At 29.4% G+C, this 22,824-nt stretch carries 20 protein-coding genes; 14 read left to right on the top strand and 6 right to left on the bottom strand.

What is annotated here, in order from left to right; genetic code table 11:
• Positions 1–3: 3 nt before the first annotated feature.
• From V3V28_RS04520 to V3V28_RS04505, 4 genes are all read right to left on the bottom strand, one after another.
• Positions 4–777, bottom strand: a complete 774-nt coding sequence (locus V3V28_RS04520; RefSeq protein ID WP_331363841.1) for an SDR family NAD(P)-dependent oxidoreductase — start codon at positions 775–777, stop codon at positions 4–6.
• Positions 777–2,591 carry an acyl-CoA dehydrogenase gene (locus V3V28_RS04515; RefSeq protein ID WP_331363840.1) on the bottom strand — a complete coding sequence of 605 codons (1,815 nt, stop codon included), beginning with the start codon at positions 2,589–2,591 and terminating at the stop codon, positions 777–779. The genes V3V28_RS04520 and V3V28_RS04515 overlap by 1 nt, the downstream gene beginning before the upstream one ends.
• Before the next feature lie 172 nt (positions 2,592–2,763).
• A complete protein-coding gene (locus tag V3V28_RS04510) occupies positions 2,764–3,093 on the bottom strand; it encodes a MerR family transcriptional regulator (RefSeq protein WP_331363839.1) in 330 nt (109 codons plus the stop codon).
• A gap of 9 nt (positions 3,094–3,102) precedes the next feature.
• Positions 3,103–4,071, bottom strand: a complete 969-nt coding sequence (locus V3V28_RS04505; protein ID WP_331363838.1) for a M23 family metallopeptidase — start codon at positions 4,069–4,071, stop codon at positions 3,103–3,105.
• Between the two features lie 161 nt (positions 4,072–4,232).
• On the opposite strand from V3V28_RS04505, the gene alaS reads away from it, so the two are divergent.
• From alaS to V3V28_RS04450, 11 genes are all read left to right on the top strand, one after another.
• On the top strand, positions 4,233–6,851 hold the full coding sequence (gene alaS, locus V3V28_RS04500) for an alanine--tRNA ligase (protein ID WP_331363837.1): 2,619 nt from the start codon (positions 4,233–4,235) through the stop codon (positions 6,849–6,851).
• A 383-nt stretch (positions 6,852–7,234) separates the two neighbouring features.
• Positions 7,235–8,860, top strand: coding sequence for a DUF1800 domain-containing protein (locus V3V28_RS04495; RefSeq protein ID WP_331363836.1), 1,626 nt, complete (start codon positions 7,235–7,237; stop codon positions 8,858–8,860).
• Positions 8,861–8,862: 2 nt separating this feature from the next.
• Positions 8,863–10,440, top strand: a complete 1,578-nt coding sequence (locus tag V3V28_RS04490; protein WP_331363835.1) for a DUF1501 domain-containing protein — start codon at positions 8,863–8,865, stop codon at positions 10,438–10,440.
• A gap of 54 nt (positions 10,441–10,494) precedes the next feature.
• Complete coding sequence (locus tag V3V28_RS04485) at positions 10,495–11,445, top strand: GSCFA domain-containing protein (protein WP_331363834.1); 951 nt, start codon at positions 10,495–10,497, stop codon at positions 11,443–11,445.
• A gap of 76 nt (positions 11,446–11,521) precedes the next feature.
• On the top strand, positions 11,522–13,321 hold the full coding sequence (locus V3V28_RS04480) for an outer membrane protein assembly factor BamB family protein (RefSeq protein ID WP_331363833.1): 1,800 nt from the start codon (positions 11,522–11,524) through the stop codon (positions 13,319–13,321).
• Between the two features lie 144 nt (positions 13,322–13,465).
• The gene (locus V3V28_RS04475; RefSeq protein ID WP_331363832.1) at positions 13,466–13,939 is read left to right on the top strand and encodes a DUF6252 family protein; all 474 of its coding nucleotides are present in this window, start codon (positions 13,466–13,468) and stop codon (positions 13,937–13,939) included.
• A 96-nt stretch (positions 13,940–14,035) separates the two neighbouring features.
• A complete protein-coding gene (locus V3V28_RS04470; protein WP_331363831.1) occupies positions 14,036–14,491 on the top strand; it encodes a hypothetical protein in 456 nt (151 codons plus the stop codon).
• A 208-nt stretch (positions 14,492–14,699) separates the two neighbouring features.
• Positions 14,700–14,891 (top strand): hypothetical protein, encoded by a 192-nt coding sequence (locus tag V3V28_RS04465; RefSeq protein ID WP_331363830.1) that lies wholly within the window; start codon positions 14,700–14,702, stop codon positions 14,889–14,891.
• Between the two features lie 34 nt (positions 14,892–14,925).
• Complete coding sequence (locus V3V28_RS04460) at positions 14,926–16,872, top strand: tetratricopeptide repeat-containing sensor histidine kinase (RefSeq protein WP_331363829.1); 1,947 nt, start codon at positions 14,926–14,928, stop codon at positions 16,870–16,872.
• 69 nt (positions 16,873–16,941) lie between these two features.
• Complete coding sequence (locus tag V3V28_RS04455) at positions 16,942–17,595, top strand: response regulator transcription factor (protein ID WP_331363828.1); 654 nt, start codon at positions 16,942–16,944, stop codon at positions 17,593–17,595.
• 56 nt (positions 17,596–17,651) lie between these two features.
• Positions 17,652–18,038: a hypothetical protein gene (locus tag V3V28_RS04450; protein ID WP_331363827.1), complete on the top strand. Its 387-nt coding sequence runs from the start codon at positions 17,652–17,654 to the stop codon at positions 18,036–18,038.
• Between the two features lie 2 nt (positions 18,039–18,040).
• Here the strand turns inward: V3V28_RS04450 and V3V28_RS04445 are convergent, their stop codons facing one another.
• Together V3V28_RS04445 and V3V28_RS04440 are read right to left on the bottom strand one after the other, a co-directional pair.
• Positions 18,041–18,319, bottom strand: coding sequence for a rhodanese-like domain-containing protein (locus tag V3V28_RS04445; RefSeq protein WP_331363826.1), 279 nt, complete (start codon positions 18,317–18,319; stop codon positions 18,041–18,043).
• A 45-nt stretch (positions 18,320–18,364) separates the two neighbouring features.
• Positions 18,365–20,110, bottom strand: a complete 1,746-nt coding sequence (locus tag V3V28_RS04440) for an aromatic amino acid hydroxylase (RefSeq protein WP_331363825.1) — start codon at positions 20,108–20,110, stop codon at positions 18,365–18,367.
• Between the two features lie 139 nt (positions 20,111–20,249).
• Between V3V28_RS04440 and V3V28_RS04435 the strand changes: the two genes are divergently transcribed.
• The 3 genes from V3V28_RS04435 to V3V28_RS04425 are packed head-to-tail and all read left to right on the top strand — an operon-like array spanning position 20,250 to position 22,719.
• On the top strand, positions 20,250–21,359 hold the full coding sequence (locus V3V28_RS04435; RefSeq protein ID WP_331363824.1) for a carbohydrate-binding family 9-like protein: 1,110 nt from the start codon (positions 20,250–20,252) through the stop codon (positions 21,357–21,359).
• Between the two features lie 3 nt (positions 21,360–21,362).
• Positions 21,363–22,439 carry a family 10 glycosylhydrolase gene (locus V3V28_RS04430; RefSeq protein WP_331363823.1) on the top strand — a complete coding sequence of 359 codons (1,077 nt, stop codon included), beginning with the start codon at positions 21,363–21,365 and terminating at the stop codon, positions 22,437–22,439.
• Between the two features lie 46 nt (positions 22,440–22,485).
• A complete protein-coding gene (locus tag V3V28_RS04425; protein ID WP_331363822.1) occupies positions 22,486–22,719 on the top strand; it encodes a hypothetical protein in 234 nt (77 codons plus the stop codon).
• Positions 22,720–22,824: the final 105 nt, after the last annotated feature.

The following is a 22,824-nucleotide window of genomic DNA, read 5'->3' as shown; positions in this document are numbered from 1 at the left end:
TTTTTATCCTGCAATCATATAACCTCCATCTGCAGTATACACACCTCCAGTCATATAATTCCCTGCATCAGAAGCTAACAAACAAGCCAAACCTACCATTTCTTCTGGCATTCCCATTCTTGCACTTGGTAACGATTTTTCAATCTTACCCAATATTTTTTCATTTTCCCAAAGCGCAGCACTAAATTTTGTTTTAATCAAACCTGGGCAAATTGCGTTTGCTTTTACACCATGTTGTCCCCATTCTTTTGCTTGGTTTTTTGTCAGCATTAAAATAGCTGCTTTACTTGTGCTGTAAATTCCTAATCCGAAACCTGGAGTTAATGATTCTACAGAAGCAATATTTATAATACTTCCATTTTTATTTGCTTGAAAATGTGGTAAAACCAAATTTGATAAAGACCAAGGAGCTTTTACATTTACATCCATAATTTTATCGAAAATTGCGGGATCTACATCTTCAATAGGACCAAAAACAGGATTTATTGCTGCATTATTTACTAAAACATCTATTCGCCCAAAAGCTTCAACAACTTTAGCAACTAAATTTTTACGTTGCTCTTCTTTACCAATGTGACAAGCAATTCCGATTGCTTTTAATCCTTCTTTTTTAAATTCATCAGCAACTTCATCACAAGCCTCTTGATTACGGGAACTTATAACAACTTGCGCCCCATTTTCTGCTAATCCTTTCGCTATTGCTTTACCAATCCCTTTACTAGATCCTGTTATAATGGCTACTTTTCCTTCTAAATTAAATTGTTCTTTTATATTCATTATAAAATATATTCTTTATCTTTTTTAATGGTTAAAACTTCCTCAGACATTAAAGATTCTGCCAACGAATTTGTTTTTGGAACTTCATATTTAAAGTAGAATTTCATCGTGTGAATTTTACTTTCATAAAAAGTATCTGAATATTTTTTATCAGAATTAGAAAGTGTAGATTTAGCATCAACAGCCATTTCTAACCACAACCAACCCAAAACAACAATACTCATATATTCCATAAATAAATTAGCATCTGCTAGATAGCGTTCGTAATTTCCTTTCATGGCAAAAGGCATTAAATGACCTAACACTTTTTGAGACAATTTTAATTTTTCATCTAAAACTGCGGCATACTTTTTTAAATCGTCATCTTTAGAAGCCAATTGAATTGTTTGCATTATTTCTGCTGCCAATAACTCTAAACCTTTTCCGTTTTGCATTGGTACTTTACGTCCTAATAAATCTTGCGATTGAATGCCAGTTGTACCTTCGTACAAAGCAGAAATTCTAATATCTCTATAATATTGTTGTAAAGAAAAGTCTGTACAAAATCCGTAACCTCCTAAAACTTGCAAACCATTATCAACCGATTCTGCTCCAGCTTCCGAAGGAAACGTTTTTACAATAGGAATTATCATTTCTAACAATAAATTGTATTTTTCTTTTTCTTCTTTTGATGAAGTAGAATGAATAATATCGTGATATTTTGAAGCCAAAAACACCAAACTTAAAGAACCTTCTGCAATCGATTTTTGCAATAATAACATCCTTCTAACATCTGGATGTTCTATAATTAAACTCTGACTTTCTGATGGGTTTTTCTTTCCATCTGCCGTTAACTTTCTTCCTTGTGGTCTTTCGTTTGCATATTGCAAAGATGCTCTGTATGCAGCCATTGTAATTGCAGCAGCACCTCTACCAACAGCTATTCTTGCACCATTCATCATTAAAAACATTTGCTTTAGACCTTTGTGTTCTTCACCAACAAGCCAACCTCTACAATCGTCTGTATCTCCAAAACCTAAATGTGTTGTACAATAACCACGTTGTCCCATTTTTTGAAAATCGGCAACCGTCATTACATCATTATATTCTAGAGTTCCATCTTCCTTTAGTCTATTTTTTGGGACTACAAATAAAGAAATTCCTTTTGTTCCTTGAGGAGCACCTTCAATTCTTGCTAATACCAAATGCACAAAATTATCTGCATATTGATGATCTCCTCCAGAAATAAATATTTTTTGTCCGTTTATTTTATAAAACCCTTCATCTGTTGGGGTTGCTTTTGTTGTAATATCTGATAGTGAACTTCCTGCTTGAGGCTCTGTTAAGCACATAGTTCCTGCCCAAGCTCCAGAAAGCATGTTTGGAACATAGGTTTCATTTAACTCTTTGTTTCCAAACTCAATAATTAATTCAGCAGACCCACTTGTTAAACCGAGGTAACCAGGTAAATTATTATTTGCAGCATCCATTATATAAAATGCGGCTTGAGTAGCAATAAATGGTATTTGTAAACCGCCATCATCATAATTAAAAGAAGCGGATAATAAACCCATTTCTCCTCCTTTTTGCATTATTGTTTTTACTTGTTCATGAACAATTACAGTTCCATCTTTATGATATGCTGGATTCTCGTCCATTTCCTTTAAGTAAGGAAATAATTCTCTATCAGAAAATTCTTTAACAGAGTCTATAAATAAATTTAATGATTCCATATCATGATCTTGAAATCTTTCTCTGGTTAGTAAATCTTCTAAATTGTGAATATCATAAAGTATATATTTAAGAGTTTCTAAATCTACATACTTTTTTGGCATAATATTTAAGTTTAATCGTTCTATTTTAAAAATTAGTTAGCTCCTATCTAGAATTCTAACATCTTCAAATATAGCGAAAAATATTATGCGTGCATAGTAATTTGCAAAAACAACAAACAACTAGAATGTTAAAGTTTACTTTATAATAAAATATTAAAAAAGAAATGAATAATTAAAGTTGGTTTTTAATCTTTTGAAGTTCTGCTTTTACGCTTTCTAATCTGGTAATAATTTCGTGGTTGTTGAAAATTCCTTCTGGGTTTTTCTTTAGTTTTTGTTTTGCACCATCTAAAGTGAAGCCCCTTTCTTTAACTAGATTGAAGATTAATTTGAAGTTTGTTATATCTTCTTGTGTAAAAAGTCGATTTCCTTTCGCGTTTTTTTTAGGCTTAATAATATCAAACTCTTTTTCCCAAAAACGGATTAAAGAAGTATTTACAGTAAATGCTTTTGCAACTTCGCCAATTTTATAATAGCGTTTTTCGGGTAAATCTATATGCATAAGTAGTAATTAATCGTAAGATTGACCTTCTTCTTCTGCTGCTTTTTGCATTGCAGCAAACTCTTCTGGAGTTAAATCTCCGTAATAAAAGTTAATAGGATTTAAAGCTCTATCGTTCTTGTGAACTTCATAATGTAAATGTGCAGAAACAGAAATACCAGTATTGCCTACATATCCTATTAAATCGCCACGTTTTACTTTTTGTCCTTTTCTAGCTTTTAGCTTACTCATATGAGCATAAATAGTCTTGTAACCATATCCGTGTTGTATATAAACAACATTACCAAAAGAAGCACTTCTTTCTGCTCTAATTACGGTTCCGTTTCCAGAAGCATAAATTGGCGTTCCAACTGGTGCGGTGAAATCCATTCCTTTGTGAAACTTTCTAATCTTTAAAATAGGATGCATTCTCCATTTATAACCAGAAGCCATTCTTGTTAAATCTTCTAATTTTACAGGTAAAATAGCAGGGATTGCTGCTAACATTTTCTCTTTTTCCTTTGCTAAAACTACAATTTCATCTAAAGATTTAGACTGAACAACCAATTGTTTAGACAAAACATCTATGTCTTTTGTAAGGTTTGTAATCATAGTAGAATTATCGAAACCTTCTAAAGACTTGTATCTATTTACACCGCCAAAACCTGCTTTTCGTTGTTCATCTGGTATAGGATTTGCTTCAAAATAAGTTCTATAAATATTATTATCTCTTTGTTGAAGTTGTACTAAAATTTCAGCACCTTCTTCCATTCTTTTACCTAACAACTCGTAATGGAGTTTTAAGTTTTCTAATTCCCTCTTTTGAGTTCGCTCATTTGGCGACATTATAAATTGACTAAAAACAATAAAACCGATGAAAGAAATTAGGAATACAGCTGAAAGACCAAAGAAAGTTTTCTTATAGAAATCATTCTTTTTAACAGAAATTTTTCTGTAAGAAAGTGTGTCTTCATCGTAATAATATTTTACTTTCGCCATAACGCTAAATATACTATTTTTGTATTCTTAAAAATTGATTTAATAACAAAATCTCATTTTTAATAACTCACAAACTTACAAAATGTTTTATAACTACTTTTTTAAAGTAGTATTTTTAGAAATAAATTAACATAATCCAAATTTTTGGAAACTTCTTTTTTATGAAATCTCAAGAAATTCGTTCTACTTTTTTAAATTTTTTTAAAGAAAAATCTCATTTAATTGTGCCTTCTGCACCAATGGTAACTAAAGATGACCCAACTTTAATGTTTGTAAATTCTGGTATGGCACCATTTAAAGAATATTTTTTAGGAAATGGAACTCCAAAAAATAATCGAATTTCAGATTCTCAAAAATGTTTGCGTGTATCTGGTAAACATAACGATTTAGAAGAAGTGGGTTATGACACCTATCATCATACTTTATTTGAGATGCTAGGAAACTGGTCTTTTGGAGATTATTTTAAGAAAGAAGCAATTGCTTGGGCCTGGGAATTGTTAACTGAAGTATATAAAATTGATAAAGACATTTTATATGTTACTGTTTTTGAAGGTTCCGATGATGCTGATAATCTTAAAATGGATACAGAAGCATTCGATTTATGGAAACAATTTATTGATAAAGACCGAATTTTAAAAGGAAATAAAAAAGATAATTTTTGGGAAATGGGAGAACAAGGACCTTGTGGACCTTGTTCTGAAATTCATGTAGACATTCGTTCTGCGGAAGAAAAAGCAAAAGTAGACGGAAGAACTTTAATTAACGAAGATCATCCGCATGTGGTAGAAATTTGGAACTTGGTTTTTATGCAATTCAACAGAAAAGCAAACGGAACTTTAGAGGATTTACCAAACAAACATATAGACACAGGAATGGGTTTTGAGCGTTTGTGTATGGTTTTACAGAACGTACAATCTAATTATGATACCGATATTTTTAAACCAATTATTAGTGAAATAGGTACAATTACAAACACAAAATACGGTACTGATGAACAACAAGATATTGCAACTCGTGTAATTTCTGATCATGTTAGAGCAGTTGCTTTTTCTATTGCTGATGGACAATTACCAAGTAATACTGGTGCTGGTTACGTTATTCGTAGAATTTTAAGAAGAGCAATTAGATACGGATTTACATTTCTAAATAAAAAAGAACCTTTCATTTATAGATTGGTAGACGTTTTAAGTAAAAAAATGGGATCCGCTTTTCCAGAATTAAAAGCACAGAAACAATTAATTGAAAATGTAATTAGAGAAGAAGAAGCATCTTTTTTAAGAACTTTAGACCAAGGTTTGGTTTTATTAGATGGTATTATTTCGTCTTCTAACTCAAAAGAAATCTCTGGAGAAAAAGTTTTTGAATTGTATGACACTTTCGGTTTCCCTGTTGATTTAACAGCGCTAATTTTATCTGAAAAAGGATATACTTTAGACGAAAAAAGGTTTCAAGAACATCTTCAAAAACAAAAAAATAGATCTAGAGCAGCAAGTGAATCTTCTACTGAAGATTGGACGGTTTTAGTTGATGATTCTGTTGAAGAATTTATAGGTTATGATTCTTTGGAAGCAAATGTTAAGCTAACAAGATACAGAAAAGTAACGTCTAAAAAAGACGGAGAAATGTATCAGCTTGTTTTTAATTTAACGCCTTTTTATCCTGAAGGTGGTGGACAAGTTGGAGACAAAGGTTATTTAGAAGATACACATGGCGATGTCGTTTATATTCTAGATACCAAAAAAGAAAATAATGTAATTATTCACTTTACAAAAAACCTTCCGAAGCATTTAAATGAAAACTTTAAGGCGGTTGTAGATGAAAAGCAACGTTACAGAACAGAATGTAATCACACAGCAACACATTTATTACACCAAGCCTTAAGAGAAGTTTTAGGAACGCATGTAGAACAAAAAGGTTCTGCAGTACACTCTAAATATTTACGTTTTGATTTTTCCCATTTTTCTAAATTAACTCAAGAAGAATTACGAGACGTAGAAAATTTTGTGAATAGAAGAATTACAGGAAAACTTCCTTTAGTTGAAAAAAGAAATATACCAATGCAAGAAGCTATTGACGATGGAGCATTGGCTTTGTTTGGTGAAAAATATGGAGATACCGTTCGTGCAATTAAATTTGGAACTTCTGTTGAATTATGTGGTGGAACACACGTAAAAAACACAAGCGATATTTGGCATTTCAAAATAAAATCTGAAGGAGCTGTAGCTTCAGGAATTAGAAGAATTGAAGCAATTACTAATGATGCTGTAAAAGATTTTTATTTTGATAATAATAGAACTTTATTCGAAATTAAAGATTTACTTAACAACACAAAAGAACCTGTAAAAGCAGTTGTAAAGTTACAAGGTGAAAATGCTTCTTTACAGAAACAAGTTGAACAACTTTTAAAAGAGAAAGCGCAAAATTTATCTGGCGAAATTAAAAATCAATTACAAGAAATTAATGGTGTTCAATTTTTAGCTACTAAAGTAGATTTAGATGCAAACGGAATTAAAAATCTTGCTTTTGAAATTGGTAAAGATCATAAAAACTTATTCTTATTATTTGCTTCTGCTCCAGCAAAAGACAAAGCAATGTTAACTTGTTATATTTCTAAAGAGTTGGCAAATGAGCGTGGTTATGATGCTGGTAAAGTTGTAAGAGAATTAGGAAAACTAATTAACGGTGGCGGTGGTGGCCAAAACTTCTTTGCAACTGCTGGTGGAAAAAATCCTAATGGAATTCCTAATGCTATAGAAAAAGCTAAAGATTATTTAGTTTAATAATTTTTTAACAAAAACAAATTAATTGGTTTTACCTTTATCATAATTGGAGTTTTAGTTCTATTATATAAAGATGCTGGTTTTTATGGTTTTGGAGGATACGTTAATTACTTTTGGGAGAATATAATTATCGTCTTAATATTGATAATTATTGAATTTTTTTTTATCAGAAAAAAGTAAAGAAAATTTTCTTTTCTACTTCAAATTTTGATTTGATTTTAGATAAATATAACCCAAACTTTAAGTAATGGGTCAAAAACAATTAAACCATTTCAGGATTTAAACGTCTAACTATCATAAATTCAAGATTTGTGGTTTCAGGAAATTAGATTAAATTTGAGACGAAACAAATAAGTTTTTATCAATTTAAAAACTGAAACTTAATGCCAAATTTAGACCCTTATTCTGGTAATTGGACCAAAAAAGAAGCAAGACATTTATTAAGAAGAACTTCTTTTGGAGTTTCACAATCTTTAGTAAACGAAGCAGTTTCTTTAGGAATATCAGCAACTATTAATAAACTTTTCATAGAAAACGTCTTACCAGACGCTCCTTTAAAATACGTTTTAGATGGTACGGAAAATGGTGAAGCTATAGATCCCTCAGCAAACTATGGTGAAACTTGGGTAAATGGTGATGTTGTACCTGTAGAAGATGCAAATACATCTCCAAAAAATATTATTTTAAGATATAGAACTCGCTCATTGTACGCTTGGTCTTATTTGCAAATGCAAAATTCTGCAATGTCTATTAAAGAAAAACTGACTTTATTTTGGCACAATCATTTTGTTTCTGTGAATGGAAATCCGCATTTAAAATATTATTACATGAACTTGTTAAGAACTAATTCTTTAGGGAACTTTAAAGAATTGACCAAACAAATTACTGTAGATCCAAATATGTTGCGTTTTTTAAGTGGAAACCAGAATATAAATACAGCGCCAAATGAAAATTATTCTAGAGAACTTTTAGAACTTTTTACTATAGGAAAAGGTGATGCAGTTGGTAATGGAGATTACACAAATTACACAGAAGATGATGTTGTAGAAATTGCTAAAACTTTAACCGGTTGGCGCACTAGAGGTCTAACAAATGCAGATGCTTTAACGGCTTATTTTCAGAGCAACAAACATTCTACAGGAGACAAAAATTTATCTCACAGATTTAACAATGCCGTTATCTCTGAAAATGGAGAAAATGAATACAAAGATCTTATTGATACAATTTTTGAACAAGATGAATGTTCTCATTTTATAATAAGACAACTCTATATTTGGTTTGTAAATTCTGAAATTACTTCAGAAATTGAAACCAATATTATTGCACCTTTGGCAGAAATTATCAGAAATAATAATTATGATATTAGTGAAGCTCTTAAAATATTATTAGCATCTGATCATTTTTTCGAAAATGTATTCTGTATGATTAAAAGTCCTTTAGACTTAATGCTTTCTGCTACAAAATCGCTCTTACTTACTGCACCAACCACTTCTGTAAAAGAAGAATATGAATTTGCCTATGTACTATATTTGGCATGTACAGATTTAGAACAATCTGTTTTCAATCATCCAGACGTAGCAGGTTGGAAAGCTTATTATCAAGGACCTTTGTATTATAAAACTTGGGTAAATAATTATTTATTACCAAAAAGATTAGATTATTGTAAAACACTTGTTACAGGTGGAAATTTAGTTATTGATGATAATAATTATACCGTTCCTCCTCTAGTTCCTGTTCTGTTAATTGCTGCAAATATTACAAATGCACAAGATCCAAATATTTTAATTGCGGAATTAGCAAGTCAGTTATTTAATTATGAAATTACAGAAGATCAGATAGTAAGTTTAAAAGATATTTTAATTCCTGGTTTGCCAGATTTTGAGTGGAGTGTGGAATATTCTAACTATTTAAACGATCCTTCTGATGATGATATGCGAATTTCTGTGGAGAATAAACTGCGAAATTTAATAGCTGTAATGGTACAAATGTCTGAATTTCAAATAATGTAATAATGAAAAAGACGCAAAAATTAAACCGTAGAGATTTTATAAAATTATGCACAATTGCTTCTGCCGCTTTACCTTTTGCAATGAGTGGCTTTCCTTTGTATGCAAATGAAAAACCACAAGAATATAGTTTTTTAGAAGACAATGAAAATATATTGGTGCTAATTCAACTACAAGGCGGAAATGATGGCTTAAACACCGTTTTTAGCTTGAATGAATATAATAACTTACAAAGTGTACGTTCTAACATTATTATTCCAGAAAACGAATTATTAACGATAGATAGTACTACTCGTTTTCATCCATCAATGACAGGAATGAAAGAAATTTGGGATCAAGAAAAATTATCAGTAATACAAAATGTGGGTTACCCAAATCAGAATCGTTCTCATTTTCGTTCTTCAGATATTTGGAACTCGGGTTCGAGTGCAAATCAATATGTTTCTAGTGGTTGGGTTGGTCGTTTTTTTGATATAAATCATTCAGAATTTCCAACAAATTACCCGAATACAGAAAACCCAGATCCGTTTGCAATTACTATGGGTAAAATAGTTTCTGAAACCTGCCAAGGAACAAGTGCCAATTTTTCTATGGCGTTAACAGATCCAGAAAACCCCGGTACGGCTTTGGTTTCTAATACGGGTACAATTCCTAATAACTGTTATGGAGATGCTTTGAATTTTGTGAATGACACTATTAGTCAGACAAATGCGTATGCAGATGTTATTAAAAATGCTGCGAGTGCTGGTAATAATTTATCAACTAAATATGATGCTTCTGATTTATCAGAAAAATTAAAAAATGTTGCTAAATTAATTTCTGGCGGATTAAAAACAAAAGTATATGTGGTACAAATTGGTGGTTTCGATAATCATAATGACCAAGTTGTAGATGGTGATACAAAAACCGGAAAACATGCTGGTTTATTAAAAGAATTATCGACTGCAATGACAGCTTTTCAAGATGATTTACAATTATTAAATGTTGAAGAAAAAGTAATTGGAATGACCTATTCTGAATTTGGAAGAAGAATACGTTCTAATGATGCTTTAGGAACAGATCATGGAAATGCAGCTCCTTTGTTTTTGTTTGGTACTTGTGTAAAAGATCAAATTTTAGGTGATGCTCCGGAAATAGATACTGCTGTAGATATTAATGAAGGTGTACAAATGCAATTCGATTTTAGAAATATTTATAGCACCATTTTAACCGATTGGTTAGGCGCTACAAAACCGGATGCTACAACTGTTTTATTTAATGATTTTGATGCTTTACCTATTTTTAAAGATGGTTGTTCTGCAAGACTATCTGCTGATGATTTCCTTCAAAAAAAATTAGAAATTAGCGTATATCCGAATCCTGTTATGGATATTTTAAAAATTTCTTTTTTAGGAAATAATGAAAACGTAAAAATCACTTTATATAATACCATTGGCGCAGTTATAAAACTTATTACACACAAAAAGTTTAATGCAACTTCTCATACAATTAATCTTAATGTTAATAATTTACCAAAAGGAAATTACTTTATACATTATCAATCTAAAGGAATCTCTAAAACTAAAAAAGTGTTGAAGTATTAAATAATAATTATCTCGCAAATACGTAAAGACATAAAAAAAACACACCTTTACAAAATGAATCTCCAAACTCAAATTCCATTAAAAAAACTAGCTAATAACTTAATAGATTACAACTCTAAAATACTTTTATTAGGCTCTTGTTTTTCAGAAAATATTGGCGACAAACTAAATTATTTTAAGTTTCAATCTGTACAAAATCCGTTCGGGATTTTATTTCAACCTAAAGCAATAGAGAATTTAATTACGTTTGCAATCAACGAAAAAAAATATGTAAGTGAAGATTTAATCTTCCAAAATGAACGTTGGCATTGTTTTGATGCCCATTCTAGTTTAAGTTCAAGCGATAAAAACGAACTATTAAACAATTTAAACGCAGCAGTTTCATCTACTAATAAAGAATTAAAAGAAGCAACACATATTGTAATTACTTTAGGTACTTCGTGGGTTTACCGTTTTATAGAAAAAGATACAATTGTTGCAAATTGTCATAAAATTCCACAGAAAAAATTCTTAAAAGAATTATTGTCTGTTGATGAAATATCAGAAAGTTTAGAAGCAGTTATTTCATTAATAAAAAATATAAATTCATCTATAAATATAATTTTTACAGTCTCCCCAGTAAGACATTTAAAGGATGGTTTTGTAGAAAATACACAGAGTAAATCTCATTTAATAGCTGGAATTCATACTATTATTGAACCAAGAAATAACACGCATTATTTTCCTTCTTATGAGATTATGATGGATGAATTAAGAGAGTATCGTTTTTATAATGAAGATATGATTCACCCTAATAAAACTGCAATTAATTATATTTGGGAGAAGTTTGTTACTACTTGGTTTTCTGAAGAATCTATAGCAACTATGAAAGAAGTTGCTACTATTCAAAAAGGTATTTCTCACAGACCTTTCAATAAAAATTCTGAACAACATAAACTATTCTTAAAAACTTTAGAAATTAAAAAAGAAATGCTGCAATCTAAATTTCTATTTTTACAATTCTAAAAAATACGACAAATGCCGTATTGATTTTACGTCCTGATTTATAGACTTTTGAAGTGTAACTTTAAACTCATAAATCATGAAAATTAAATCAACAATACTTACACTCTTACTTTTTACTGTTAGTATATTATTTGCGCAAAAAGCAGAAAACCCAGACTTTAAATATGATGTTGGATCCATAAAATGGATGAAAATATCTGACCCAGGAACTTTAATTGTATCAACCTCAAAAGGAATTTATGGTATAAAACCGAACGAATCTCAACCTGCTTTTTTGTTTGACAAACGTAAAAATATTAAAGAAGAAAACTTTCATTTAAAATCATTATCACCTTATGCAATGTTTATTGCAAACGGAATGAATGGTGTAACGTTTGTTATAGATGTAATATCTGGTAAAACATTATTCGACTCTAAAGGAGAGGGTTTTTCTTTAATGAATAGTAGAGACATTATATTACCTGAAAATAAATTGGTTGTAAGTGGTTTAAGAAAAAGAAAAGGGAAAATTGGGGTTGAATACTCGATTGCAATTTTTGATTTAGCTACTGGTAAAGAAGAATATACAATTACACAAAAAGGGAATAATAATGTAACTGGTATTGCAGATATTATTAAAGGAAAATTAATTATTCCACGTAAAAAAGGTGTAGATGCTATAGATCTATCTTCTGGTAATACTTTATGGACAGCAGATGTAAAGAATGTAAGTTTTGTAAACGCAAAAGAAGATGCTATTTACGCATATCAATCTAACAATAATGGTAAAAATACAACTGCTTATAAAATAAATTCTAGTGGAAAACTTGTTTGGAAAGAAGGTAATAAGTTAAAAGGGAAAGTAAGACAAGCAGAATATTTACCTGAAGGAATTGCAGTTCTTACAGATATTGCTAGTAAAAGTCCACAGTCTAAAATTTACTTTTTAGACAGTAATTCTGGTAATGATTTATGGAAGAAAGCTCCAAAAACAAAAGGTGTAGTAAGTCATTTTTTCACAGAAGATGATGGGATAATTTTTGGTGTTGCTTCAGGCGGAATTAATAAAATAAAGTTTGATGGAACTCCACTTTGGAAAAAACCTCTAAAAACAGGACCAAGTATTAGTACACTAGCAAAAACAGAAAAAGGAATTCTATACATTACTACAAAAGATGCAGATATTGTAAATGAAAAAACTGGAGAATCTATTTTTGGTAAAAAATTAAAATACAAACAATCTAAATCTGTTGCTTCTACTTTTGATGAAAAGAATAAACGCTATTTATTAAGTTGTTCAAACGGATTATATTCTATAGATGGAAATTCAGGCAAATATGAAGTAATTGCAAATCCAAAGTTTAATGGAAAAGAATCTCCAACTTCTATAGAAATGAGAGATGGAAATATATTATTATCATCAAGTCAAAATATGATGTTATTAGATGCAAATGGTAAAGAAATTTACCATGAATTTTATAAATCTCCGTCTAATAGTATGTTTGGTAAAATTATGGCTGGTGCATTAGCCGTTACCTCAATGGCAATGGCAGTAAGTTCAGCTTATAGTGCTGGCGCAAATAAAAGTTCTATGGGACGCTACAACAGCTATGGATCTCAAATGAATAATTATTCTAAAGGGTTTTCTAAAATTGCCAGCGCATCTTTTAGCGCAATGAGTAAACGTTATAAAGCTTCAGCACAAACTAGAAATGATAAATTTATTCTTACTAAACTTAAATCGGGAGTTGGTTTAGTAAAAATTGATAAAGAATCTGGAAAAAAGATAAAAGAGATCTTATTAAAAAACAAAAAACCAACTTATAAAGTTGATGAAGTAGAAAGAATTCTATACTACAAAGCAAATAAAAGCACTATTTACGCTTACAAAATATAAAAGAGACGACTATTTACAAAAAATGATAATTGGTAAGTTTAGAGGTTTTATAAAAAAAATCTTTATAAATACGGCAAATACCGTATTGTAAGAAATTTAAATATTATTGAAATTCGTAAAATATAATTCTAAAAATAAATTATTATGAAAACTTTAAAAAAAATAATCTTATTTATTTCTATAGCTACTTTATTTTCTTGTAGTACTAATGACGAAATAGATGATACAATTGGCGGTGAAGGTACATTAACCGCAAAAGTAAGCGGAGTAGATTTCACCTCATTTAAGGCTTCTGTTAGCGCAGTTGTTACCAATGGAATTCTCTCGGTACAAGGATCTAATTCAAGTGGAGATTACATTAGAATTTCTATTAGCAGTTATAATGGAGTTGGAACTTACAAAACCGGTGACGCAATTACTAATACTAGTTCAGTAATGTACGGAACAATAAGCCCTGTTGCAGCTTGGTCTTCTACTTTTGATATTGGTAGCGGATCTATTGAAATTACTGAAGAGACAGCAACATCAATTTCTGGAACTTTTACATTTACAGGTTTTAATGGTTCATCGGATAGCAAACAAATTACAGATGGAAAATTTAATGCCCCCAAAAACTAAATAAATGCTATGAAAAGGAGAAAAATACGGCATCTGCCGTATTTTTTTTGCTTTATATTTTATAGAAATTTGTAGAAGAATCTTAAAACAAATATTATGAAAACATTAAAAAACATTTCAACAACAATTCTAACTATTATGTTATTAGTTAGTTGCTCTAGTAATGATAATTCTTCTAACGGAAGTTGCGACACAGTTTGTGAATACACATTAACTTCAACAGATACAGCAGGAACAGCAGCAACATCAATAGAAGGAGTTTACAATTTAACAATGCATTTTCCTGATGCTGCATCTCCATATCCAGAAGGAACAAAAGCTACTTTTACTTTAATGAATAATATTTTAACTGTAGAAGTTGAAGGTGAAGAATGTATTACCATTAAAAATCCAAGACTTACTACTGCAGGTTCTACAGAAATTCAATTTAGAGATACTTGTAGAGATAAAATATCTTACGATGTTTCTATGGCACCTTCAGGTGGTTTAAATGAAATCAACATTTCATCAACAGTAGACAACAAATGGTTAGGTCAATTCAATGATAGATAAAACATAAAGATTATTTTTTAGGGTTACAGATGGTTGGTTTATCTTATAGAAACATCAACCATCTCCTTTAAATCAATACAATTCTCTAAACTTAAAAAAATTATAAGTATTGATTCTATTCCTTTTAAATTACCCTTTTCAAATAGCAATCGTTACTCTTGTTTTATCTAGCATAATTACATTTTACTTAACTTTTATCTATCAAAAAATGAAAGAAATAGAAAACGAAAAACTTTCAATAATTTATAATGAATTGGAAAGTGAAAAGGAAATTTCATTACAACTTAAAACAATTCCACAGGAAATAAAATTAATAGAAAGAAGTACTCAACAGAAATTACAAAAGATAAAAGTTGATGTTTTAAATATTGATTTTTCCTTTCGAGAAATTTTTTACTAAATTTATCTGAATATTCAACTCTAAAAACATCCTTATGAAACTTCGTTTTACAGTCGTTTTATTTTTTATTTTTTTTATATCGCATACTTCAAAAAGTCAGAACAAGAGGCTAGATAGTCTAATAAATCTATCTCTTAAAGTAACAGATACGCTCCTTATAAGTGTATTAAATGATATTTCTTGGGAATATAAAAATTCTAATCAAGACACGGCTTTGTATTTTGGGAAAAAAGCACTCAAAAAATCTAAAGAAATAAATCATAAAAAAGCAATTGCAAAATCTTACAATAGTATTGGTAATGTTTTTCAAGCTAAGTCAAATAAAGACAGTGCGCTTTACTATCATAAAAAGAGTTTAAATCTAAAAATAGAAATTAAAGATTCTATAGGAATTGCTGATACTTATAATAACTTAGGAATCATTCTAGATGAAAGTGGAGAATATTTAGAGGCATTAAAAAATTATTTTAGCGCATTAAAAATTTATGAAGAAAAATCTACAAGTTTTGATCAAGTTCCTGCCGTTTTAGTGAATATTGGGATTGTTTACAAAAAGCAAAAAAAATATGATAAAGTTTTAGCGTATTATAAAAGAGCTTTAAAAATTTACGAAGAAAATAATTTTAAAATTGGTATTGTAATTACCACTGGTAATATTGGTTCAGTATTACTTAAACTAAACAAAAATAAAGAAGCAATTACGTATTGCAAAAAAGCTAGGAAAATGTATTCAGACCTAGGTTATAAAAGATATGTACCTTATATGAATGTTAATATTGCTGCTGCAGAATACAATTTAAAAGAATATATTACATCCATTAATCGCTATTTAAAGGTAATAAATGATTTCAATACAGACAATAATTTATATGAACTTTCAAATGCTAAAATAGGTATATCCAAACCTTACACTTCTATTAATCAACTCAATAAAGCAAGTAAACAATTAACAGAAGCATTATCAATTTCTAGAAAAAACAAATTTAAAGAGTTTGAAGTAGATGCTCTAAAACATTTATCCGAAGTAAATTTTAAAGTAAAAAAATTTAAACAAGCTTATTTATTTCAAGAAGAATACAACTCAAAAAAAGATCGCCTTTTCGAAAAAACCAAAACTAAAGATATAAACGAACTTCTAGTTAAGTACGAAACTTCAAAAAAAGAAAAAGAAATTGTACTACAAAAAGAAGAGTTATTAGAAAAAGAATTATCTATTAAAAACAGAAATATATATGCAATCCTTTTAGCTTCTGCTTTATTAATTCTAGGGATAATCTTTTTTGCTATCTATAAAAAAAATCAATTTAAAAGAAAACAACTACAAAAAGAAATAGACTTAAAAGACGCTTTATCAACCATAAAAACTCAAAATAGATTACAAGAACAACGATTAAGAATTTCTAGAGACTTACATGATAACATAGGTTCTCAATTAACTTTTATAATTTCTTCTATTGATAATTTAAAATACGTTTCTAAAGATGTAAACACAAAACTTAAAGATAAACTAGTTAGCATAAGTTCCTTTACATCAGAAACTATACATCAATTAAGAGACACTATTTGGGCAATGAATAAAAGCGAAATTACCAGCGAAGATTTACATGCTAGAATTTTATCTTTTGTTGAAAAAGCAAAGAATGCGACAGAAAACATAAGTTTTGAAGTAAGTAATACTATTGTTAAAAGCACATCTTTTTCTTCACTTGAAGGTATGAATATGTTTAGAGTAATTCAAGAAGCAATTAATAATGCTATAAAATATGCAGATGCTTCAATAATTGATATTAAACTTGATAAAAAAGAAAATCAGTTTCTAATTTCTATTACAGACAATGGAATTGGTTTCGATATTAAAAATATAACTTTAGGAAACGGACTGTCTAACATAGAAAAAAGAATGAGTGAAATTAATGGAAAAGCTACTATTACTTCTAAAGTAAAAAAAGGAACAAATATTACACTTTCTATTTTCCATTAAAATAAGGCAGATGACGTATAACATAAATGAATTACTATCTGTAACTTCAGAAAATAATCATCCAACCAAATGAACTTAAAAATTTGTATTGCAGAAGACAATTACTTTTTAGTAAAGGCAATTAAAGAAAAACTTTCTTTTTTTGATGATATTAATATAAAATTTCATGCTAATAATGGTGCTGAACTAATTGGTAAATTAGAAGAAAATCATAACATAGATGTTATATTAATGGATATTCAAATGCCAGAGATGGATGGTATAAAAGCCACTGAATTGGTAAAGAACAAATATCCGCACATAAAAATAATTATGCTAACTGTCTTAGATGATGATGATTATATTTTTAATGCAATAAAAGCTGGTGCAAATGGATACCTATTAAAAGAAATTGATGCTGAAAAATTGTATAAAAGTATTATTGAAGTTAGTGAAGGTGGCGCACCAATGACGCCAAGTATTGCTCTTAAAACTTTAAAATTATTAAGAAACCCCAATTTATTAAATTCTAAACCAGAACAAACTGATGAAATTAAACTCTCTAAAAGGGAAACAGAAATTTTAACGCACTTAAGCAAAGGTTTAAATTACAATAATATTTCAGACAATTTAATTATTTCTCCTTCTACAGTGAGAAAACACATAGAAAACATCTATAAAAAACTACAAGTACATAGCAAACTAGAAGCTGTATTAAAAGCACAAAGACAAAATCTAATCTAATCTAAACAAAGAAAATATTTTTGTATCTTTCTTGAGATAAATTTATCTCCTTAAAAATGATTCAAAAAATTTTAATTGGTATTCTTGCTGGTACATTAATAGGTCTATTTATAACTTCTATTTTTATATTAGATGAAACTAGTTTTCTAGAATTATTTCTAACAAAAATTACAGCAACATCAATAATTTGTGGAATTTTTTGTGGAATTTATGCACATTTTTCCAAATCTAAATTACAAGTTTTTTTAATCTCGATCTTAATTGGAGAAATTGTTTTTTACTCAAAATATATAATTACAGGCCACGATTTCGATCCAATTACAATGGGCGCATTTGTAGGCGCAATGCTTGGAGGAACTTTTGCTGTAATTATGAAAATAAAACTTTCTTTAAAAGTTTATACAAGACTGCAAAAGTTGCGTAAAAGAGGTTTTAAATACTAACCTTATTTTAAAAGTACATCAACATTTTGCCAAGGACCACCATTAATAACATCTACTCCGTTTTTAGCTAAAAATTGAGTTGCTTGCCCACTTCTACCTCCACTTCTACAAACTGCAATTATAGGTTTATTCCAAGATTTTATTTGTTCTACTTCTAACGGAATTAAATTTAAAACAATGTGTTTAGCAGTTTCTATATGGTCTTCATTCCACTCTCCTAAAGTTCTAACATCTAAAATTACTGCGTCTTTTTCTAAATATTCTTTTATTTCTGCACTCATATCTTTTCGTTTAAACATGTCTAATAATCCCACGTTATCTCTATTTTAACTTTGAGACAAATTTAAACCATTTTCTATGAGCTTTGTGTAACTTTTGTTACTTTTTAAATCTTCTAAACTTTTTAGAATACTATTCTTTATTAAAAAACTATTCTTTATTGCTATTTCATATAATTCTAAAAGCAACAACCAATCTTGGGGAAACTCATTTTTAAGTTGATTAAAAATAGCAGTTATTTCAATTTCTGATGTTTGATTTTTTTCTCTAAACGCCCTAACTTTTTCATACAAAGTATATAATTCTATTTCTGATTTAGAATACTTAATTTTATGCGTTTTAGTTTCAGATACTTTTCCTAAATCACCAAAAGAACTAACATCAGCAGGACCTGAATACGCAGAAACAACATCTTTACCAATTGCCATATCATAAATTCCCCATGCTGGTTTAAACAAAATAGTTTCTTTATAAGAAACAGTACAATTTTTTAAAGAGATCAATAAAATTCTTCCTCGCAAATCTCTAGTTCCCGTTATTACATCTCCTACTACTTTTACACCACCTTCAAACTCTAATGAAATTTGTTTTCCTTCATGTATTTCATACGCTTCCAAATCTCTTGGGCTCATAAATTCAATAGGTATATTTATTCCTTTTAACTTACCAATTGGGCTTCCGAAACCTTCAGAGTGTTTTTCAACTCCATGACCAATTAATTCTTTATCTCTAGTAGAAAGCGCTGTTTTTCCTGTAGTTTGAATGTAAATTGGTTTTCCATTTTCATCTGGAATAACATTTGTAAAAACACCAGAAATTTGTAAACCAGTACTTAATTCTAAAGTTCCTAGATTTTTAGAGTGAATTAGTTTTTGCACTCCTTTTAATCCACCTTTTCTAATTGCCATTTTATTAGCAAATTGTTCTAAAACCAAGCTTAAATGTGCAAAATCTGGAGTTACAAATAATTGTGGTTGCGGTTTTGTTATATCAAAACTTATGTTTGCTGCATCAATAGAATAAGGTGCTTTTTTCACTTCTTCTTGCATACACCAAGCGCTTTCTCCAATAGAAGATAATAAACCAGCTCCGTATATTTTAGGGTTCTCTAAAGTGCCAATTAAACCATATTCTACAGTCCACCAATGTAAATTTCTTATCTGTGCCATTTCAGATAATTCGCCCATATTATCTTGTAGAAATTCAACTTTCTCTTGAGCTTCTTCCACTTCTTTTTTATTAGAGTTAGGATCTTCTTTTAAAATGGATAAAAGACGAATTGCTTCGTACATTTCATAATCTTTTGAAGAAGAAATTGCTTTGCTACCAATTTCACCAAAACGTCTTAAATATTCTGCATATTCCGGATTTGCAATAATAGGCGCATGGCCAGCAGCTTCATGAATAATATCTGGCGCAGGCGTATACTCTATATGGTTTATGGTTCGCATATCTGAAGCAATAACCAATACATTATACGCTTGAAATTCCATAAAAGCATTTGGCGGAATAAAACCATCTACAGAAACTGCAGCCCAACCAATTTCCTTTAAAATTCTATTCATTCCGTCCATATAAGGAATGTTTTCTAAAGAAATACCAGTCATTTTTAAACCTGAAAGATAAGATTCATGAGCAACCTTACTCAAGTAATCTACATTCATTCTCATTACATAACGCCAAACTGCTTGATTTTGCGCTGTATATTCTTCATAAGGTTGTTTTACTATAAACTTATGTAAATGCTTGGGTAGTTTTTTTGTAACGTCGTTTAACTGAAAATGAAGTTTCATTAAGAATGTGATAATTTTTATACTGTAAAACTACGAATTTTGTAATTACTATTTGGTTTTTTTGATGTTAAAAGTTGAAGTGTTTTTCTTAAAACTGCTATTTTATTATATTAGCAATATCTAATAAAATCCACAGCTTTTGAAAAGTGTTATTTCTACCTTACTTTTAGTATTACTTTGTGCCAATTGTAGTAAAAACAGTAATATTTCTATTGCTGTAGAAGACACTATTGTTACTCCCAAAAGCTATGTAGTTTACAAAACAAATCAGGCTATAAATATTGATGGAAAACCAGATGAATTAATTTGGGGTAAGACAACATTTACAGACGACTTTATAGATATTAAAGGAATAAAAATTCCCAATCAAAAAACTAACGTAAAAATGCTGTGGGACACTAATTTTTTATATATCTATGCTAAATTGTTCGAAAAACATATTTGGGGAACACTAAAAAAAAGAGATACAATCATTTTTTTCAACAATGATTTCGAAGTTTTTATAAGTCCTTCAAATGACACTCATAATTATGGAGAAATTGAAGTAAATGCCTTAAATACTGTTTGGGACTTGGTTTTAAACAAGCCCTATAATGTTGGAGGAAAACCAAAAACCGCTTGGAATTTAAAAAAACTACAATCTAAAGTACACATTAAAGGAACTTTAAACAATGCTAAAGATGAAGATAGTTTTTGGGCCGTAGAAATGGCAATTCCTTTAGATGCTTTTGCTGAATTAAAAAATACGCCAAAAACAATACCAAAAAATGGAGAACAATGGCGTGTAAATTTTTCGAGAGTACAGTGGAATTTCGATTTGAACAACGGTATTTACTCAAGAAAAAAGGAAAACAATAAATTAATGCCAGAATACAATTGGGTTTGGTCTAACCAAGGAGCAATAAATATGCATTTACCAGAAAACTGGGGTTATATTCAATTTTCTGATAACTTTCCTTCAGAAAAAATCAATTTTATCCACAAGACAGATGTTTTAACAGAACAAATTACGTACGCACTTTATCGTAAAATTGCTTTTACAAACTTTAAAGGTTTAAAGCTGAAACCAACAGGAACAGAAATTCACTTTAAAACAATTACAATTAAAGATAAAAACATAAGTGCTACTTTCTTAAAAACATACACAGGTTTTAATTTAAAAACAATAAACAAAGCCACAAACATTGAGTATTTAATTAGTGAGAACGGTTTGTTACATAGAAATAAATTTCATAATTCTAAAAAATAAAAATTGAAAAAAATTATCTTATTACTCATTATAACATCACTCCTATCCTGTAAAACTGAAAAAAATAAAGAAACAACAGTTCCAGAAAAGTTTACATTTTCCACTTGGACGCTTGCTAATAAAAGTTTTAAAGAAGCTGTTTGGCAAAAAAAAATTAATTATTACGATTCTTTAGGTATTAGTGAAATTTTAGTAGGTGCATCACCAAAAGTTTTAGAAAAAATTATTAAAGTAGCCAATCAAAAAAAAATAAAAGTACATGGTTGGATGTGGACTATGAATAGACCTGGAGATACTATTGCTCAAAAACACCCAGAATGGTATGCTGTTAACAAAAAAGGTAAAAACTCTTTAGAATATAGAGCTTATGTAGATTACTATCAATGGTTAAGTCCATTTCATCCAGAAGCTAGAAAACATATAATTAACAACGCAAAAAAATTAATGAATGTAGAAGGATTGGCTTCAATCCATTTAGATTATGTTAGATATCCTGATGTCATTTTAGGCGCAGATTTACAACCTAAATATAACTTGGTACAAGAAACAGAAATGCCTGAATATGATTACGATTATCATCCTTTAGCAAGAAAAGGTTTTAAAGAAATTTTCGACAAGGACCCTATAGATTTTAAACATCCCGAATTATCTACAGAATGGCGCCAATATCGGTTAAATGCTATTTCAAGTTTGGTTAATGAAATTATAGATTTTGCACACGCAAAAAATAAAAAAGTAACTGCTGCTGTTTTTCCATTTCCAGAAATGTCGAGGCAAATGGTAAGACAAGCTTGGAACGATTGGAATTTAGATACAGCATACCCAATGTTGTATCAAAATTTTTATAAAGAAAACATTAATTGGATTGGTTTTGCAACAAAGCAAGGAGTTTCTGATGTTGATTTTCCTATTATTTCTGGGTTATATACACCTGCATTAAGAAATTCAAAAGATTTAGAAGAAGCTATAAAACAAGCCAAAGAAAATGGTGCAAAAGGAATTTCTATTTTTACTGCGGACGATTTAACAACAGCACAAAAAGCCGTTCTTGTAAAGTTGAAAAATAAACGAAACCTGTAACATTTCTCCATTTTCAGCTACTTATGTAACAGTTAATCTATTTACTATGAGTTCTGGTTCTATTTCTGCAATGATTGCGAGTTTAAAAGCGAATAAAAGAAGTCGTGTTTCTACTTTTGATAAAATTAAAAACTTTAAGAAAAGCAAAAAATCTAAACTTCATTTCTATAAAAAAGCATCGCCGTTTGAATTAAAAAGAATCAAAAATAAAATTCAAACCGAAAATGAAACTGCTTTTAGAAGAAAAGTAATTATTCTATTAACCTGTTGTGCATTATAAAAAAGCTGTTCATTGATTAAGAGAATCGTATATTTAATTGAATTTCAAACATTTAAATAGATGAACAGCTTTAGAGCAAATTACGAGAAAATTTTAGAGGTATTA

It is taken from the genome of Polaribacter sp., assembly GCF_036480315.1.
GTDB lineage: Bacteria > Bacteroidota > Bacteroidia > Flavobacteriales > Flavobacteriaceae > Polaribacter.
The sequence above is the reverse complement of the archived record's forward strand: the minus strand, read 5'-3'. Positions and strand labels throughout refer to the sequence as shown.

What these genes read in the sequence shown, in the direction of transcription:
- V3V28_RS04520 (WP_331363841.1), bottom strand. Translation starts at nt 777, where the DNA reads ATGAATATAAAAGAACAATTTAATTTAGAAGGAAAAGTAGCCATTATA.
- V3V28_RS04515 (WP_331363840.1), bottom strand. Translation starts at nt 2,591, where the DNA reads ATGCCAAAAAAGTATGTAGATTTAGAAACTCTTAAATATATACTTTAT.
- V3V28_RS04510 (WP_331363839.1), bottom strand. Translation starts at nt 3,093, where the DNA reads ATGCATATAGATTTACCCGAAAAACGCTATTATAAAATTGGCGAAGTT.
- V3V28_RS04505 (WP_331363838.1), bottom strand. Translation starts at nt 4,071, where the DNA reads ATGGCGAAAGTAAAATATTATTACGATGAAGACACACTTTCTTACAGA.
- alaS (WP_331363837.1), top strand. Translation starts at nt 4,233, where the DNA reads ATGAAATCTCAAGAAATTCGTTCTACTTTTTTAAATTTTTTTAAAGAA.
- V3V28_RS04495 (WP_331363836.1), top strand. Translation starts at nt 7,235, where the DNA reads ATGCCAAATTTAGACCCTTATTCTGGTAATTGGACCAAAAAAGAAGCA.
- V3V28_RS04490 (WP_331363835.1), top strand. Translation starts at nt 8,863, where the DNA reads ATGAAAAAGACGCAAAAATTAAACCGTAGAGATTTTATAAAATTATGC.
- V3V28_RS04485 (WP_331363834.1), top strand. Translation starts at nt 10,495, where the DNA reads ATGAATCTCCAAACTCAAATTCCATTAAAAAAACTAGCTAATAACTTA.
- V3V28_RS04480 (WP_331363833.1), top strand. Translation starts at nt 11,522, where the DNA reads ATGAAAATTAAATCAACAATACTTACACTCTTACTTTTTACTGTTAGT.
- V3V28_RS04475 (WP_331363832.1), top strand. Translation starts at nt 13,466, where the DNA reads ATGAAAACTTTAAAAAAAATAATCTTATTTATTTCTATAGCTACTTTA.
- V3V28_RS04470 (WP_331363831.1), top strand. Translation starts at nt 14,036, where the DNA reads ATGAAAACATTAAAAAACATTTCAACAACAATTCTAACTATTATGTTA.
- V3V28_RS04465 (WP_331363830.1), top strand. Translation starts at nt 14,700, where the DNA reads ATGAAAGAAATAGAAAACGAAAAACTTTCAATAATTTATAATGAATTG.
- V3V28_RS04460 (WP_331363829.1), top strand. Translation starts at nt 14,926, where the DNA reads ATGAAACTTCGTTTTACAGTCGTTTTATTTTTTATTTTTTTTATATCG.
- V3V28_RS04455 (WP_331363828.1), top strand. Translation starts at nt 16,942, where the DNA reads ATGAACTTAAAAATTTGTATTGCAGAAGACAATTACTTTTTAGTAAAG.
- V3V28_RS04450 (WP_331363827.1), top strand. Translation starts at nt 17,652, where the DNA reads ATGATTCAAAAAATTTTAATTGGTATTCTTGCTGGTACATTAATAGGT.
- V3V28_RS04445 (WP_331363826.1), bottom strand. Translation starts at nt 18,319, where the DNA reads ATGAGTGCAGAAATAAAAGAATATTTAGAAAAAGACGCAGTAATTTTA.
- V3V28_RS04440 (WP_331363825.1), bottom strand. Translation starts at nt 20,110, where the DNA reads ATGAAACTTCATTTTCAGTTAAACGACGTTACAAAAAAACTACCCAAG.
- V3V28_RS04425 (WP_331363822.1), top strand. Translation starts at nt 22,486, where the DNA reads ATGAGTTCTGGTTCTATTTCTGCAATGATTGCGAGTTTAAAAGCGAAT.